Annotated in this window: 15 protein-coding genes and 1 pseudogene; 8 read left to right on the top strand and 8 right to left on the bottom strand. The window is 64.3% G+C overall.

What is annotated here, in order from left to right:
- Positions 1–89 precede the first annotated feature (89 nt).
- A pseudogene (locus GGR04_RS23255) lies at positions 90–632 on the bottom strand (FAD binding domain-containing protein); the annotation flags it as partial.
- Positions 629–1,267 (bottom strand): aldehyde dehydrogenase iron-sulfur subunit PaoA, encoded by a 639-nt coding sequence (paoA, locus tag GGR04_RS23250; RefSeq protein ID WP_183202926.1) that lies wholly within the window; start codon positions 1,265–1,267, stop codon positions 629–631. The gene paoA and the pseudogene GGR04_RS23255, both read right to left, overlap by 4 nt.
- 240 nt (positions 1,268–1,507) lie before the next feature.
- On the opposite strand from paoA, the gene GGR04_RS23245 reads away from it, so the two are divergent.
- Complete coding sequence (locus GGR04_RS23245; protein WP_183202923.1) at positions 1,508–2,065, top strand: LysR family transcriptional regulator; 558 nt, start codon at positions 1,508–1,510, stop codon at positions 2,063–2,065.
- On the opposite strand, the gene GGR04_RS23240 is transcribed toward GGR04_RS23245, so the two are convergent.
- The 4 genes from GGR04_RS23240 to GGR04_RS23225 form a co-directional block, all read right to left on the bottom strand.
- The gene (locus GGR04_RS23240; protein ID WP_183202921.1) at positions 2,025–3,089 is read right to left on the bottom strand and encodes an NAD(P)-dependent alcohol dehydrogenase; all 1,065 of its coding nucleotides are present in this window, start codon (positions 3,087–3,089) and stop codon (positions 2,025–2,027) included. The genes GGR04_RS23245 and GGR04_RS23240 overlap by 41 nt on opposite strands.
- A gap of 8 nt (positions 3,090–3,097) precedes the next feature.
- A complete protein-coding gene (locus tag GGR04_RS23235; RefSeq protein ID WP_183202920.1) occupies positions 3,098–4,456 on the bottom strand; it encodes a multidrug effflux MFS transporter in 1,359 nt (452 codons plus the stop codon).
- Between the two features lie 61 nt (positions 4,457–4,517).
- Positions 4,518–5,510, bottom strand: a complete 993-nt coding sequence (locus GGR04_RS23230; protein ID WP_183202918.1) for an aldo/keto reductase — start codon at positions 5,508–5,510, stop codon at positions 4,518–4,520.
- A 334-nt stretch (positions 5,511–5,844) separates the two neighbouring features.
- Entirely contained in the window at positions 5,845–6,738 is an 894-nt protein-coding gene (locus tag GGR04_RS23225) for a LysR family transcriptional regulator (protein ID WP_183202916.1), read from the bottom strand.
- Positions 6,739–7,596: 858 nt separating this feature from the next.
- Between GGR04_RS23225 and GGR04_RS23220 the strand changes: the two genes are divergently transcribed.
- The 3 genes from GGR04_RS23220 to GGR04_RS23210 all read left to right on the top strand — a co-directional run bounded on the left by GGR04_RS23220 (position 7,597) and on the right by GGR04_RS23210 (position 11,028).
- Positions 7,597–9,225: a carboxylesterase/lipase family protein gene (locus GGR04_RS23220; protein ID WP_183202914.1), complete on the top strand. Its 1,629-nt coding sequence runs from the start codon at positions 7,597–7,599 to the stop codon at positions 9,223–9,225.
- 46 nt (positions 9,226–9,271) lie between these two features.
- The gene (locus GGR04_RS23215) at positions 9,272–10,255 is read left to right on the top strand and encodes an aldo/keto reductase (protein WP_183202913.1); all 984 of its coding nucleotides are present in this window, start codon (positions 9,272–9,274) and stop codon (positions 10,253–10,255) included.
- A 266-nt stretch (positions 10,256–10,521) separates the two neighbouring features.
- Positions 10,522–11,028, top strand: a complete 507-nt coding sequence (locus tag GGR04_RS23210; protein WP_183202910.1) for a P-loop nucleotide/nucleoside kinase family protein — start codon at positions 10,522–10,524, stop codon at positions 11,026–11,028.
- 77 nt (positions 11,029–11,105) lie between these two features.
- Here GGR04_RS23210 and GGR04_RS23205 read toward each other — a convergent pair whose 3' ends face one another.
- Positions 11,106–11,390, bottom strand: a complete 285-nt coding sequence (locus GGR04_RS23205; protein WP_183202908.1) for a hypothetical protein — start codon at positions 11,388–11,390, stop codon at positions 11,106–11,108.
- Between the two features lie 244 nt (positions 11,391–11,634).
- A complete protein-coding gene (locus tag GGR04_RS24505) occupies positions 11,635–12,231 on the bottom strand; it encodes a hypothetical protein (protein WP_312857515.1) in 597 nt (198 codons plus the stop codon).
- Between GGR04_RS24505 and GGR04_RS24500 the strand changes: the two genes are divergently transcribed.
- From GGR04_RS24500 to GGR04_RS23185, 4 genes are all read left to right on the top strand, one after another.
- Complete coding sequence (locus GGR04_RS24500; protein WP_376769891.1) at positions 12,226–12,651, top strand: beta-barrel domain-containing protein; 426 nt, start codon at positions 12,226–12,228, stop codon at positions 12,649–12,651. The genes GGR04_RS24505 and GGR04_RS24500 overlap by 6 nt on opposite strands.
- 77 nt (positions 12,652–12,728) lie before the next feature.
- Positions 12,729–12,995: a hypothetical protein gene (locus GGR04_RS23195; RefSeq protein ID WP_183202904.1), complete on the top strand. Its 267-nt coding sequence runs from the start codon at positions 12,729–12,731 to the stop codon at positions 12,993–12,995.
- A gap of 891 nt (positions 12,996–13,886) precedes the next feature.
- Positions 13,887–14,333 carry a Ros/MucR family transcriptional regulator gene (locus GGR04_RS23190; RefSeq protein WP_183202902.1) on the top strand — a complete coding sequence of 149 codons (447 nt, stop codon included), beginning with the start codon at positions 13,887–13,889 and terminating at the stop codon, positions 14,331–14,333.
- 387 nt (positions 14,334–14,720) lie between these two features.
- Positions 14,721–15,581, top strand: a complete 861-nt coding sequence (locus GGR04_RS23185) for a hypothetical protein (protein ID WP_183202900.1) — start codon at positions 14,721–14,723, stop codon at positions 15,579–15,581.
- Positions 15,582–15,638 lie beyond the last annotated feature (57 nt).

Below are 15,638 nucleotides of genomic sequence, written 5' to 3'. Positions count from 1 at the left end.
CCGCCTCGGGAAACTGGTGAGCCCCGCCCGCCGTCGCCAATGCATCGACCACGTCATGAAGAGGTTCAACGTGTCGGAGCGGCTGGCGTGTCGGGCACCGTCTCGACAGTGGCGTCGAGCACGCGAAGCGCGAAGTTCATGTCAGAGGGGTTCGTAGCGATGCAGGCATCGCTCACCCCGACGACGCCGAGCTGGCGCGAATAGCCTTCGAGCGCCGAGCAGCCCGAGCCCGGCTGGCGTTTGTTGCAGGCCATGTTCGTGTCATAGAAATACGGGCAGCGCGTGCGCTGGAGGAGGTTGCCTGCTGTCGTCGCACGGTTGCGGAGCTGACCGGACGCTCCAGCGACGATCGCCCGGGTCAGGACGCCGTAATCGCGCTTTATGCGGGCGTCGCTCGCCAGATCCGTGTTGCGCACAAGCGCCCCGATGCGCAGTCCGCCTTCGCTCGTGGCCTCGATCGTGTCGAGCTTCAGCCCGTTCACGTCGATGAGGTGCTGCGGGGTCTCGATCTGGAGCTTCATCAGGTCGAGGAGGTTCGTGCCACCCGCGATGAACTTCGCGCCGGGCTTGGCGCTTGCGGCCTTGGCGGCCTCGGCCGGGGACGTCGCGCGCTCGTAGGTGAAGGACTTCATGCGGGCCTCCCGGCGACCTCGGTCATCGCTTCGGCGATGTTGGAATAGGCGCCGCAGCGGCAGATGTTGCCGCTCATGCGCTCGCGAAGCTCGGCGTTAGACGCTTCCGGCGCCACCGAGAGATCGGCCGTGACGTGGCTTGGAATGCCGGCCTTCACCTCGGCGAGGACGGCCACCGCCGAGACGATCTGGCCGGGCGTGCAGTAGCCGCACTGGTAGCCATCGTGCTTCACGAACGCGTCCTGCATCGGGTGGAGCTTGTCTGGCGTGCCGAGCCCTTCGATCGTCGTGATCTCGTCGCCCTCGTGCATCACGGCGAGCGACAGGCACGAGTTCATCCGTCTGCCTTCCACGATCACCGTGCAGGCGCCGCATTGGCCGTGGTCGCAGCCCTTCTTGGTACCCGACAGCTTGAGGTGCTCGCGCAGGGCGTCGAGAAGCGTGGTCCGCAGGTCGAGGTCGAGCTCGCGGCGCTCGCCGTTGACCGTGAAGGAGACCTTGGAGACGACGGGGCTCTCGGAGGAAGCGTTCGCTTGCGCCAGGGCGGAGACAGGAAAGGACGTGACGGCGACGGTCGCCACCGTGCCGGCCATCAGCTCCCGCCGATTAAGTTCGAAATCACATGTTGTTGGCATGTCGGTTCCAATCCTTTCTGGCGTCGGGGTCGGCTTGCGTCCGGAGGAACGGCGAAGGTCCGGCGTTTCACGCGGAAGCGGAACCTGTCCGGTCGCGCCGTCGTCCCGTCGAAGGTGCCGCGGATAGGTCGAACTTAGGTCAATCAAGCATCTGCGATTAGACACGCCAGCCTGCATGATCTTATTAGCCCGGTTTATAACTGTTCTACGGTGGTGGAACGTGCCGGCGAGGGGCCATGGATGGGACGTGACGAACTGGGAGATCTGCTGACCTTCGTCGCGGTCGCCGAGGAGAGCAGTTTCACCCGCGCGGCGGCACGGCTCGGCATCTCGCAGTCGGCGCTCAGCCAGGGCATGCGTCGGATCGAGACGCGCTACGACATCCGCCTTGTCACGCGCAGCACCCGGATCGTGTCCCTCACCACCGCCGGCGTAGAGCTGCTTCGGGTGGTCGCCCCGGCCTTGGCCGAGATCCAGGGCGGGCTGTCGGCCCTTGGCCAGCATCGCGAGCGACCGGCGAGCAGCTTTCGGATCACCGCGGGGGAACACGCCGTCGAGAACGTGCTGTGGCCCAAGCTGGCGGTGTTCCTGCGCGACCATCCCGACATCAAGGTGGAGCTGTCGGCGGACGCGACGCTCCATGACATCGTGGCCGAACGTTACGACGCCGGCGTCCGGCTGATGTCCATGTCGGTTCTCGCATTCGTTGGAATGGGAAACCCGTGCCGCGCGGAAGAACGACAGCACGGGCCTCAGGTCAGGCGGCCTCAGCAGGCTTCAGTGAAGCCATGTCGATGACGAAGCGGTAACGCACGTCGGAGCGCTCCATGCGCTCGTAGGCCTCGTTGATCTGGTCCATGCGGATCATCTCGACGTCCGGAAGCACGTTCTTCTTGGCGCAGAAGTCGAGCATCTCCTGCGTCTGCCGGATGCCGCCGATCGGGGAGCCAGCGATCCGGCGCCGCCCTAGCAGAAGGGGTACCGTGTTGGTCTCGGCCATCGGTCCGATCTGCCCGACGATCACGAGCGTCCCGTCGACGTCGAGGAGCGGCAGGTAGGGGTTGAGGTCGTGCTTCACCGGGACGGTGTCGATGATGAGGTCGAACGACGAGGCCGCCGACGCCATCGCGCTTTCGTCCGCCGAGATGAGGAGCGCGTCCGCCCCGAGGGCGTGGGCGTCGGCCTCCTTGTCGGCCGTCCGGCTCATCACCGTGACGTGGGCGCCCATCGCCGAGGCGAGCTTCACGGCCATGTGGCCAAGACCGCCAAGGCCGATCACGCCGACGCGGCTTCCAAGCCCGACCTGCCAGGTGCGAAGCGGCGAGTAGGTCGTGATCCCCGCGCAGAGGAGGGGGGCTACGCGCGACACGTCGAGCCCGTCCGGAACGCGCAGCGCGAACTCCTCGCGCACCACGAGGTGCTTGGAGTAGCCGCCCTTCGTGGGCTCGCCTGTCACGCGGTCGGCGCCGCCGTAGGTTCCGGTGTTGCCCTCGCGGCAGAGCTGTTCCTCACCCTTGCGGCACTGGTCGCAGTGCTGGCAGGAGTCGACCATGCAGCCGACCGCGACGTGGTCGCCGACCTTGTAGCGCGTCACGCCCGTCCCGACCTCGATCACCCGGCCGACGATCTCGTGGCCCATCACCGCGGGGTAGCTCGTCCAGCCCCAGTCGTTCTTCGCCCAATGCAGGTCGGAGTGGCAGACGCCGCAGAAGAGGATCTCCATCACGACGTCGTTCTCCCGGGGAGCGCGGCGCTCGAAGGAGTAAGGCTTGAGGGGCAGGGGAGCGTCTGCGTCGGTGGCGGCAAATCCGTAGGTTCTCATGTCTTTTCTCAATTGGTTGGGGAAGCAGGGATTGCAGGGCGAGACAGGACGGAACCGTTGCTGTTCTCTTCCTTCGAGGGAACGAGAAACCAGGCGCAGACGATGCCGCCGACTCCGGCGAAAGCGATGACGTAGCCAAGGGGACGTGGCGTGCCGTCGGCAAGCACGCCGACCATGGCGGAGCCGACTATGCCCGTGCCGTACTGCATGGCGCCGACAAGGGCCGAAACGGTGCCCGCCCTATCAGGGAACTCGGCCATTGCGCCCGCGATAGAGTTCGCGACGATCAGGCCGTTCATCGACACGAAGGCGAAGAGCGGGATCACCAGGCCCCACAGGCCACCCCATCCGGTCGTTGCGTCGGTGACCAGCAGGATGCCGGAAACGGCGGCGCCCGCGCTGCCGATCCGCAGGAGCCGCAGGCCGCCGAGGCGCCCCACCAAGCGAGCGTTGACGACATTGGTCGCCATGATCCCGAGGATGCCGGCGGCGAAGAGGATGCCGTAGAGCCGGGGTGAGACATGGTGGTAGGTGATGTACGCAAACGGCGTTCCGGCGATGTAGGCGTAGACGCCGCCGTAGAAGAACGCTCCGGCCCCGGCGTAGCCAAGAAGCCTCGGGTGGCGGAGGAGCATGCCGTAGCGGGCCATGGCCCGGCCAAGCGGTTCCATGTTCCGCCGCTCCTCGGGCAGCGTCTCCGGAAGGGTGTAGAGGGCTACGAGCGTGGCGACGCCAACGCCGACCAGCGTCCAGAAGATCGCCTGCCAGGAGGACACAGCCAGGATCTGGCTGCCGACGACGGGGCCAAGAAGCGGAGCGACCGCCATCACCGTCATCAACGTCGACAGCATCTGCGCGGCGCGATGGCCGGCGTAGAGGTCCCGTACCATGGCCCTCGCAAGAACCACTCCGGCGCATGCGCCGACCGCCTGCACCACGCGCCAGCCCACCATGTGCCAGACGTCCGTCGAGAGGGCGCAGCCGGCGGATCCGATGACGAACAGGACAAGGCCAATGGCGACGGGAAGGCGGCGCCCGTAGCGGTCGCCGAGCGGTCCCCGCAGGAGCTGGCCCAGGCTGAAGCCGATGAGGTAGCCGGAGATGGTGAGCTCCATCGTTCCTGCATCCGAGCCAAGGGCGGTTGCCATGGTCGGCATGGCCGGCAGATAAAGGTCGGTCGAGATGGAGGCGAACCCCATCAGGGCGGAAAGGATGGCAAGGACCCGCAGTCCATGCCCCTTAGTGGCCGACGCGATGGGTTCCTGGGGCCGAACGGCGGATCGGTCGCCGTTGGTGTCGACAAGCGCGGCTGTCGTCAGTTTGTCGACGCGCGCATCCGGCGCCGGCAGGGTCGAGGCAATGGTCATGGTGTTCTCCGCTCGCGCGACGGGCGGAACCCGTCGCGCGGGGCTGTCCAGATAGGAAGCGTCAGTTGCCCGTCGTGGCCATCAAGGCGGGCGTGTAGCGCTCGCCTTCGATCTGGATGGCGGCGGCCGCTTGCTCGATCTTCTGGATATCGTCCGACGTCAGGGTCACGTCGGCGGCGCCGAGGTTCTCTTCCAGCCGATGCAGCTTGGTCGTCCCCGGGATCGGCACGATCCACGGCTTCTTGGCCAGGAGCCAGCCAAGGGCGATCTGCGCGGGGGTGGCGCCCTTGTCCGCCGCGATCCCCTTCAGGAGATCGACCAGCGCCTGGTTCTTTTCCAGCGCCTCCGGCGTGAAGCGCGGAAGGTTGGCGCGGAAGTCGTTCGCGGGGAGCTTGGTGTCCTTGCCCATCGCTCCCGTCAGGAAGCCCTTGCCGAGCGGGCTGTACGGAACGAGCCCGATGCCGAGCTCCTCGCAGGCCTCGAGGATGCCGTTCGTCTCGGGACCGCGGGTCCAGAGGGAATACTCGTTCTGGAGAGCCGTGACGGGCTGCACCGCATGCGCCCGGCGGACGGTGGCGGCGCCGGGCTCCGACAGACCGAAATGCTTGACCTTGCCCGCCTGGATCAGCTCCTTGACCGTCCCGGCGACGTCCTCGATCGGCACCTTGGTGTCGACGCGGTGCTGGTAGAAGAGATCGATCGCCTCGACGCCGAGGCGCTTCAGCGAGGCGTCGGCAACCTTCCGGATCTGCTCGGGCCGGCTGTCCAGCCCGGCCGACTTTCCGTCCTGGATGTTGAAGCCGAACTTCGTCGCGATCACGACTTGGTCGCGAACGGGCCGCAGGGCTTCCCCGACCATCTCCTCGTTGGTGTAGGGGCTGTAGACCTCGGCCGTGTCGAAGAAGGTGACGCCGCGGTCGACGGCTTGGCGGATAAGGGTGATCCCATCCTCCTTCGTGAGGGCGTGGCCGTAGCCGAAGTTCAGCCCCATGCAGCCGAAGCCAAGGGCCGAAACTTCAAGGCCATTCTTATTTCCGAGAATGCGCTTCTGCATTTGCCACTCCATCGTCGTCGCCGTTGCGGATCGGAAGGATCCGGAGAAACGGCTTGTCGCCACCGTCTGTCCGGGGGCTGTCGTGATGGGAAGCTAGGCGGTCCGGCCTGACCCGATTAGGGTCGGCAGACTGCATGGAGTTATTAGTCAAGGTAATAAAACGTCTGGATTGCACTCCAACAAACCGAGCCGGGCGAGGCTGCCTCCGAACCACGAGGTGCTGATCGAACTGCTCGACGTCGCCCGCGACAAGCGGATCCCAGCCGTCAGGGACGTGTTCGAGACGCGAGCCAACTGACCCACACCTGCATAATATGTGCGGGATCCCTGAAAGCTAGCCGCGTTCGCGCAGCGCCTCAAGCACGATCTTGAACGCGGCGGAGGCTTGGCGGCGGCTGGGGTAACAGAGGTGGTAGCCCGGATAGGATGGGCACCAGTCGCTCAGGACCTGTACCAGTCGGCCTGACGCGATATGGTCGATGGCGAGCCCCTCGGGGATGAAGCTCAGACCATACCCGTCGACGGCCGCAGCCGTGATCTGGTTGGCCCCGTTGAAAACTAACTGCCCGTCGACGCGTACGCGAACCTCCTTATCGTCTTTCTCGAACTCCCAGACGTAAAGGCCGCCTTTAGTCGGAAGCCGAAGGTTGATGCAGTCGTGGGACGTCAGGTCCTGCGGGGTTTTAGGCATTGGGCGAGTCGCGAGATAGTCCGGGGAACCAACTACGATCATGCGTTGGTCTGGGCTGATCCGCATCGAGATCATGCCCTGCGAGACGATCTCGCCGAGACGCACCCCGGCGTCGAAGCGCTCCGCCACGATGTCGGTGAGGCCGTAGTCGACGACGAGCTCGACCTTGACGTCGGGATGGTCGCGCAGGACCTTGCGCAGCTTGGGCCAGAGCACCTTGTCGATTGCGTAGTCATCGGCCGTGATGCGGATCGTGCCGGCCGGCTTGTCGCGCAGATCCGTCAACGCGACGAGTTCGACCTCGATCTCTTCGAAGCGGGGGCCGATCGTCTCGAGCAGGCGCTCGCCCTCGGTCGTCGGCGAGACGCTGCGCGTCGTCCTCGTCAGCAGTCGGACGCGGAGCCGCTCCTCGAGACCGCGGATGGCGTGGCTGAGGCCGGACTGGGACATGCCGAGCTTGGAGGCGGCCTTTGTGAAGCTCTGCTCGCGCGCCACGGCGATGAAGGCGAGTAGGTCCTCGACGTTGCCCCGCAGCATTTATGTCTCCCGCATAGGCCCATACGGACGAGCCAGACAACCGCTTAGAGCGGCAGTCGCAACGGTCGTCGGAAGCGGCGTCAGCTTGACGACGTCCTGAGTCCGAAATTGCAAAACCTTTCAGTCTCTGCAACACAAGACTGCGTCATGACTGTTGCACCTAAGCCACAACATGGGTGGCAGCAAGCTGCTCCATCCATGTTCCCTAAAGCCTAGCTGCATCTTGCCGCCTAGTTGCATCTTGACTTATGTGTCCCCCTCATAGGTCTATGTCTGAATCATCCTCTAATCCAGTCCGGTCCGGTCCAATACCTCTCCGCCAGATCGACCGCTCGGTTCGCCCGTCCCCGGCGTGTCGCCAATCCGGGATAGAATGGAAAGAACCGCCATGAAGCGAGTTGCCGCCGCCGCGATCCTGATGGGCCTCGCCTGAGAAGACCCTGCCGTTGCCGAAAGCTCCCTCATCTTGCCGAACGGCTCCTGGGCGTCGATGGCGGGCCTGGAGGCGAACTTCACCGGTGCCATCACGGTGGATCCGCTCTACGCGCCGAACGATTGACTTCCTCGTCAGGCGGGACGGTGACGTCCGCTCCCGTCGCCCGTTCCATCTGGCACACGCATCCCGCCGGCTAGATACTCTCACGACACGCCGAGCACCCAACTTCCACAGTCCCCCCGGGGTCGGAAACGTTCGCCGCACTTCAGCCGCTACTGCGCCGCCAATGAACGTTACCTTGAACGGGTTGCACCTGACCTGGCCGCTCCCCATCCGCTTCCTTCAAGAGCTCCGGCATCCCGCGCCGGCCCGCCCTCCCGCCAGCCAAGGCTGGCCAACCACTTTCGATCAAGGATGATTTCATGAAGAGCGCGATCCATATGCTCTTGGCAGCCACCGCCATCGGCGTCGCCATGTACGGACCCGCCGTTGCGCAGGAGGCACCCACCGCACCGGAGGGATCCGCGCAGGAAGCGACGCTTCCTCCGCCGACCGCAGGAGATGTCCGGACCGACGCAGGCCCCGTCAGCGGCATCGAGCAAGGAGGCATGATGGCCTACCTGGGCATACCCTATGCGGCTCCTCCCGTGGGCGACCTGCGCTGGCGGCCCCCGCAGCCTCCCGAGCCGTGGACCGCCACGCGCAAGGGAACGACCTTCGCGTCGGACTGCGCGCAGAATTCCGATCTTGGCGTGTTCGGCAGGGCTGGCGGTACGGAGGACTGCCTCTACCTGAACGTCTTCGCCGCGCAGGGCGCTCGCCCGGACGCCAAGCGCCCCGTCCTCGTCTGGCTACACGGTGGCAGCCTCTGGGTTGGGTCGGGCAGGGATTACGACGCTTCCAAGCTTGCCGTCGAAGGCGGCGCGATCGTGGTGACGGTCAACTACCGCCTCGGCCTCTTCGGACTTTTCGCGCATCCCGCGATCGACGACGAAGGGCATGACTTCGCCAACTACGGCTTCATGGACCAACAGGCCGCCCTCGACTGGGTGCAGCGAAACATCGAGCGTTTTGGCGGGGATCCCGGCAACGTAACGATCTCCGGTGAATCCTCAGGAGGAACCGCGGTGCTGGGACACGTTGCGTCACCCCGATCGGCAGGCAAGTTCCAGCATGCGATCGCCATGAGCGGTGGTGCAGTCGCGTTGAGCCCCGGAAACTTCGGTGCCCCCTTCGATCTGGCGGATGCCCGAGCGAGCGGATCGGCCTTCGCGGCTGCCGTCGGCTGTACCGAGCGCAGCGCCGACTGTATGCGTGCACTGCCTACCAAGAGGATCCTCGACGAGCAGACGCCGTTCTTGATCAACCAGATGATCATCGACGGGACCACGTTTCCCGAACGGCCCTCGGAGGCCTTCAAGTCGGGACGATTCAACCGCGTCACGCTGATCAACGGCAACACGCGCAACGAGGGCACGTTCTTCACGGCGTTCCGGGAGAGCCTGGTCGGCACGACGTTGACGGAGTCGGACTACGCTTCCGCCATGAGCGTCTACTTCAGGAAACTGACGCCGAAGGTCGTGGAAGCCTATCCGCTCAAGGACTACGCGAACCCTACGGATATCTACGCCACAGCCGTGACGGACTACCTCTTCGCCTGCTCAGGTCTCGCCATGACGCGATGGGCGTCTCAGTACATGCCCGTCTACGCCTACGAGTTTTCCGATGGTACGGCGCCTTCGTACATCGCGCAGACGACGTTTCCTCTCCTGTCGGCCCATACGTTCGAGCTATCGTATCTCTTTCCAGGCTTCCACGGCGGCGACGGCACGACCGTGAAGCTCAACTCCCTCCAGGAGCGGCTTTCCAAGGCGATGGTCACATACTGGACGCAAGCCTCCGGGATGGCCGAGCGTGGAGACGAATGGCCACGCTACGACCCGGCCCGAGACAATGTCATGGAATTGGTTCAACCCGCTCCGAAGTCGCGGGATCAAGCCTTCAGGATCGCTCACAAGTGCGATTTCTGGGACGCCAGTGGCGCTTACTGACCGCATCTCTACCGCATACCCCGACAATGACAGCGAAAGAAGACAGATGGACACACGCTCACTCGGCACGAACGGGCTTCAGGTATCCGCCCTCGGCTTCGGCTGTATGGGGCTGTCGTTCGGCTATGGACCTGCCACCGGGCGCAGTGATGCGGTCGCCCTTATCCGCGCCGCCCATGATCTGGGCGTGACATTCTTCGACACCGCCGAGGCTTACGGCGCGGAGAACGAGGAAATGCTGGGCGAGGCGGTTGCTCCCTTCCGCGATCAGGTCGCGATCGCGACCAAGTTCGGCTGGAAGGATGGCAGTCCGCGCACGGGCCTGCTCGACAGTCGCCCCGAGCGCATCCGTATCGTCGCAGACCAGTCGCTACAACGATTGAAGACCGACCGCATCGATCTCTTCTACCAACACCGCGTCGATCCGGACGTGCCGATCGAGGACGTGGCGGGTGCGGTTCGCGACCTCATTGCGGAGGGCAAGGTCAAGCATTTCGGTCTGTCGGAGGCGGGCGTCCAGACGATCCGGCGCGCCCATGCCGTGCAGCCGGTGGCGGCGCTCCAGAGCGAATACTCGATGTTCACGCGCGACCCCGAGGCGGAGATCCTTCCGGTGCTCGAGGAGCTGGGCATCGGCTTCGTGCCGTTCAGTCCGCTGGGCAAGGGTTTCCTGACGGGCAAGATCGATACCAGCACCAGCTTTCCGGAGGGCGATATTCGCAACTCGCTGCCCCGCTTCCAGGCTGAGGCACGGGTATCGAACCAGAAGTTGGCCGAGCAGGTCGGGTCGCTTGCAGAGGCCAAGGGCGTGACGCCGGCGCAGGTCGCTCTCGCGTGGCTGCTGGTGCAGAAGCCCTGGATCGTGCCAATCCCAGGTACGACCAAACTTCGCCGTCTTCAGGAGAATGTCGGAGGCGCCTCCGTCGAGCTAACCCCTGACGATCTGCAAAAGCTCGCGGCCATCTTGGCTGGTATCCCTGTCCAGGGTGCACGCTATAACCCGCAGGGCATGAAACTGATCGATCGCTAGGAGAAGTGCGCGAGAGGCATATTTCTGCCGGAGCAAGAGACGCGCTGCTATTATCGGCGCGTCAGCGAACGTCTGCTTCTCGCTACGCTGTTTAGCCGTATGGCTGTGCGAAAGGGGTCGACAACTGCAGGTCTGCAACCGAATTAATATTCAGCTGCAGGACCAACAGGTTTCGATCCTGGCATGATGCCGACCGAGCCCGAAAACAGACCTTGTGCTACAGCCTTCCCATAACGTGGGGTGAAATGTGCCAAGAGCGATGAGACATGCTGATCGTGTTCGGAGGGTTGCCGGGAACGGGCAAGTCAACCATATGCAAAGCCTTGGCCGCCAAGAACGCCTTTGCCTACGTCCGCATCGAAGAGATCGAGAACGCCTTGGCGCTTCATGTCGAGCCCAAGCGCGCGGTTGGCGCGGAAGGCTACCACGTCGCCTTCGCCGTCAGCCTGTCCAACCTTCGGCTTGGAAACTCCGTGGTTGCCGACAGCGTGAACCCAGTTCGCGAGAGCCGCGAGGGATGGCGGGGGGTCGCACGAGAGGCCGGTGTGCCCCTGCTGGAGGTGGAGTGCGTCTGCGGCAATGAGCTCGAGCACCGGCGGCGTGTGGAAACGCGCCTGTCGGACGTGGCTGGGTGGAGGCTCCCCAAATGGAACGAGGTCCGCTCGCGCGAGTACGAGACTTGGGACACGGATCGGTTGGTGATCGACACCACCCTATCCACTCCCGAAGAGGCAGTGCGAATAATTGAGGGCAGGTTCGCGACGACGGTCTAGGTCGAGACCGCCACTTTCCGTTTGAATTCTCTCAAAACTGCCACCGCGAGCGACGAAACAGAAGTGGTGGTTCTGCTTCATCTTGCGGCCTTTGGCTTCTTCTGGCTTCGCTTTTCTACCTTGGTGGAAACCGGCGCCTCGTCATCGGTGGACCGTGCCGAGAGCGCCGTTTCATGCATTTGAGCCACCTTGTCTGGATCGGCGTCAGCGTGCGTTATCACCGCGAGGAAGGCACCTCGGACGATATTCTTCTTGCTCGCTTTTGGATGGCGTTCACGAACCGCTTCAATGAGATCCTTGGGCTTGATCCCAGGCTGGGCCAATTCGTTCACGGAAGCGGCAATGGCGTAGATGTCCGGCATTGAGTGCACTCCGTGCGTCATTGAACTGTCATGTCCACATCGCGTAGGTAGCTGTCATAGTCAAATCAGGGGCAAAAATTGGCAAACTGCACCGACAGGCGCAGAGCATCTTCAGCTTTCCTTCATTTTATCGGATCGCCGCTCGGACGTACTGGCCCTCAATCGCGATCGAGGGCTTCGCTCCGACGGTGTTGGGAAGCGAACTGTCCACCATGGCAGCGGCAGCGCTCGCCTCATAGCTGATCTACGTGCCCGGCGGGAACGCGAGAGACGTATCAAGGGAATGGGCGGCGATCACGATCGTCTCGTTCTTCTCCGTTCGCGCGAAGGTAAGATGCGAGCGAAGCGCGTCGCTCTTCAGCCGGACCGATGCGGCATGCCCCTCCATGGTAAAGGCCGCCGCCTTGGCATTGAGGACAAGCGTCGAGAATTCGCCGGCGAGGCGGACCTGCGAGGCCGCCTGCTCGACCGCGACCGAGATCCCTTCCTTCATGTTAGCCTTCAGCTCGACCCGGCAGTCGGACGGCTCCAGCCAAGACGATGGTCGGGCTTCGACCGTGAGCGTCGTTCCCTCGATTGCCATACGGCTCGCCGTACGGCAGTCGTTGTAGAACCAGCTCGAATACCAATTGGCGAACCATCCCGTGCACTGGCCACTGAACGTGGCTGTGAGCGGTTCGCTCTCGATCGTCGTCAGGTTGATCGAGCTGGCCTCACCGACGATCCGGATGGCGGTGACGCCGGACACGTCCAGGTTCCCGGTCGGCGGGGCGGGTTCGCCCGCCATGGCGAACAGGGGGAGCGCATCGACATCCGGGCGCCCCAGGCCGTGATCGTGCACGAACTCGCCGTCCACACTGCGGGCGCGGTGATCGCACCCGGCGAGGCCGTCATGCTGATCGTGCCGGCGGCCGACAAGCTGGAGGCCGAGATCCGGATCGCGCCGCAGGACATCGACCAGCTCACGATCGGCCAGGACGTTCGCCTGCGCTTCTCGGCGTTCGACCAGGGAACGACGCCGGAGGTGACGGGCACGATCGAACGCATCGGCGCCGATCTCACCCACGAGCCGCAGACCGGCCTGTCCTACTACACGGTGCGCGCCGCGATCGGCGCCGACGAGGCGGCGAGGCTCGGCGCCGTGAAGCTCGTCCCCGGCATGCCGGTCGAGGCCTTCGTCAAGACCGGAGATCGCACGGCCCTGTCCTATGTCATCAAGCCGCTTCGCGACCAGTTCGAACGGGCGTTCCGCGAGGGCTGACCCTCCGGTAGGGGAGGACGAGGTGGTAAGCTGGGTCTGCGTCGAGCGGACCGGCGCGAGAACCGGAGGGCTCTGCGATGGCGTCAGGGGATCCCGAGATCGAGGTGTCGCCCCTGTCGGGGATCGTGACGCGCGATGGGGTGACGGTGGAACTCGCCATCTACCGGATGGCGGGAGCGGACGAGGGCTGGACGCTCGAGGTCGTCGACGCCGCGAACACGTCCACCGTTTGGGACGACCGGTTCGAGACGGACGACGGGGCCTATGCCGAGTTCCAGCGCTGTCTCGACGAGGAGGGGATCGAGCTGCTTCTCGCCGGTGACGTCGCGCCCTCTCTGCACTGATCGGGCCCCGGACGAGCGGATGACCGCTTAGGACCGACCCGCGAAGCACGAAGCCCGCTGCGGTCTCGTCGCCTTCGCGATGGCATCACGATCGGCAAGGGCCGGCTGCCAAAGGCGGCAACCGCTCGGCAGTGCACGTCCCCATACGACGGCGGCTCAGAACGGCAAGTCCCACTTCCAGCGGTCCTCGAGAGGAAGCTTCCTGCGAAGCGCGAGCCGACGTTCCCGCCATCCGGGAGCCGTCGGGGTCGAACGCGTCGTCGGCGGTTCAACCACGGACATGGCGGGACCGGACCGCCGCGTCGGATCCTTGCTCCGGTCGTCGCCCCGCTCTGCAGTCCCGGTGTTCGAAGCCGTCCTCGATCCCGGTCCGGCAAGGCGCGATGCGCCAGGCTTCGAACGGCCAGACACGCCGGACCGGTCGATCGCATCGACAGGTTCGACATCCGGGGAGGACGCTCTCGGCTCGACGCGCGCCTCGAGGATCCGTCCCCGTAAGCCACTCTCGGAAACGGTCTCGATCTCGCTGGCATGTGACGGCTCGGCGGTGGGGTTCGCCAACGCCTCCGCCCGTTCACGGGCCAGAGCGAGCTCACGCATCTGTCGGCCTGCGGTGCCCGTCCAGATCGAGGGCGGGGTCGCGGTAGAGGGTCGCGAGCGGCGCTTGTGCTCGACGACAAAAGTGTTCGGAGGGCGCTTCATGGAGGTCCGTCAGGAAGGGAATGATACGCAGGCTGCGGCACCGGAGCAATCTCGGGCCAACGCTGCCAGCACTGTGCCACCGCGCCCTTGCCCTCGCAACCGCGGTTGCAGGACCTGACGCAATTGCCGGTTGGCTTCCCCGCATTCCTGTGCGAACCCCGGGCTCAGTTTGAAGCGGAGAGCCATTGAATGAGATCGCAGACGGCCGAGACGGTAGAGATCCTGGAACAGACGGCGGAGATCACGGCTGCCTATGTCAGCAACAATCATCTGCCCCGCGAGGAGATCGGAGGTCTCATCGCTGTCATCCATGCCACGCTGGGCACGCTCGGCCAGCAGCCCGAGGCAGCACCCGCACCCGACGAGCCGCTCGTCCCGGCCGTGCCGATCCGCAAGTCGGTGACCCCTGACTACCTGATCTGCCTGGAAGACGGAAAATCGTTCAAGTCGCTGAAGCGTCATCTGATGACGCATTACGACCTGACGCCGGAGGCCTATCGCCGGAAATGGGGTCTCCCGGCCGACTATCCGATGGTGGCCGCCAACTATGCTGCCAGGCGCTCGGAACTCGCACGATCCCTCGGCCTTGGCCGCAATGCCAGGCCGGTCGAGGACGGCCCGACGGACGAAGGCTAGGTAGACGTCACCTAGCTCCGGGACGGCCAGCGCCGCCTGGTTTCGTTCGGATGGTTCACGACGGTCCGGTCTTGTTTGGTTCGTACGAAACCCCTGACCGTACCGGTGGAAGGGTGGTTTCGAACCGCATACCCAGAACATACCGGGGCATGACCCTGGTGGTACCGAGCTTCGAGCCTTCCCGGAAGGCTGCTGACGCAAAGAAGGGCGGGAAGCGGAAGCCTTGGCTGCGCTCCGTTTCGCGGATCGGTCTTTTAGACTAGATGAGTCCGGGTCGTCGCCCAAAGCGCCATATGCGCAGGAGGTGGCCAAAACCTTCACAAATGTTTATGATATGTTCTCGGCGATGGTTGGGGGCGCCGCGTTGCTGTTGTAGGAGTCGAATTCGTGCGTTCACCCTTCAATCCCATTTCGTCCAGTGTCTTCGAAGCAGTTCGTCTTGCGCGGGAGGCGATCGAACCGCTGAACGGTTTCCATGACCGAATGTCCTTTCTCGAGCGCACGTCCTTCCGCTCGGCCCTGGATCAGTTGCGCCCCGATGCCTCGTGGCAACGCGCCCTGCAACATGAGTTCGATGTTGAGCGGATTGCTGGCGTGAGCGATCTCTTGCGAGCGCAGACGGAAAGCGATCTTCGGTGGCGTGAGATGCTTTCGCCGTTGGTCATTGAGCAAGCGCAGCTAGCGGCAGAGTTCAGCCGTCACCTGTCGCTTCCATCCGCCATGGAGCAATTCAGAACACCCGTTCCTGATCTTAGGGACAAGCTGCTCAACCTGCACAGGCTCGAGCTTTGGACGCAGCCAGCCTATATGGATGCCTTCAATCGGACTTCGGCTCTGTCGGACGTCATGGCTGACAGCCTGCGGGTCGGCCGCGAACTTCGGGACGCCGCACGAGCGTTCTCGCTCGAAGCTATTCCATCGTTCGACAGCTTGATCGACTACCGTCACTTCCTCGATGCGGCAGGCCTTCAGCTATCACGCTGGCCACGCTTGCGACTTCTGTCGGCAGCCGAAAAGCGTCGTCGCTTCAAGGCGCGACTGAAGGAGAAGATAGAACCGGCGCATGTGAAACGCGCAAAAACCATGGTCCACCGCTACGAACTCACGTTGCGCGAGATCCTCGATCAGGTGATGGCTGACGCCTACGGCGAGGAATGGCCCGAAACGCGACTTCCGCTGTGCGGCTGCAACGACCTGCTCGGCAAGTGGCGTGGAGCGCACCCCGTTTTGACCGGACAGGTGGCATAGCCGATAAGGCATAGGCATCCGCCTATGAGTACGACTATGTCGAAAGCTCCTGATGGC

This window comes from Aureimonas pseudogalii, assembly GCF_014196835.1.
Lineage (GTDB): Bacteria > Pseudomonadota > Alphaproteobacteria > Rhizobiales > Rhizobiaceae > Aureimonas > Aureimonas pseudogalii.
The sequence above is the reverse complement of the archived record's forward strand: the minus strand, read 5'-3'. Positions and strand labels throughout refer to the sequence as shown.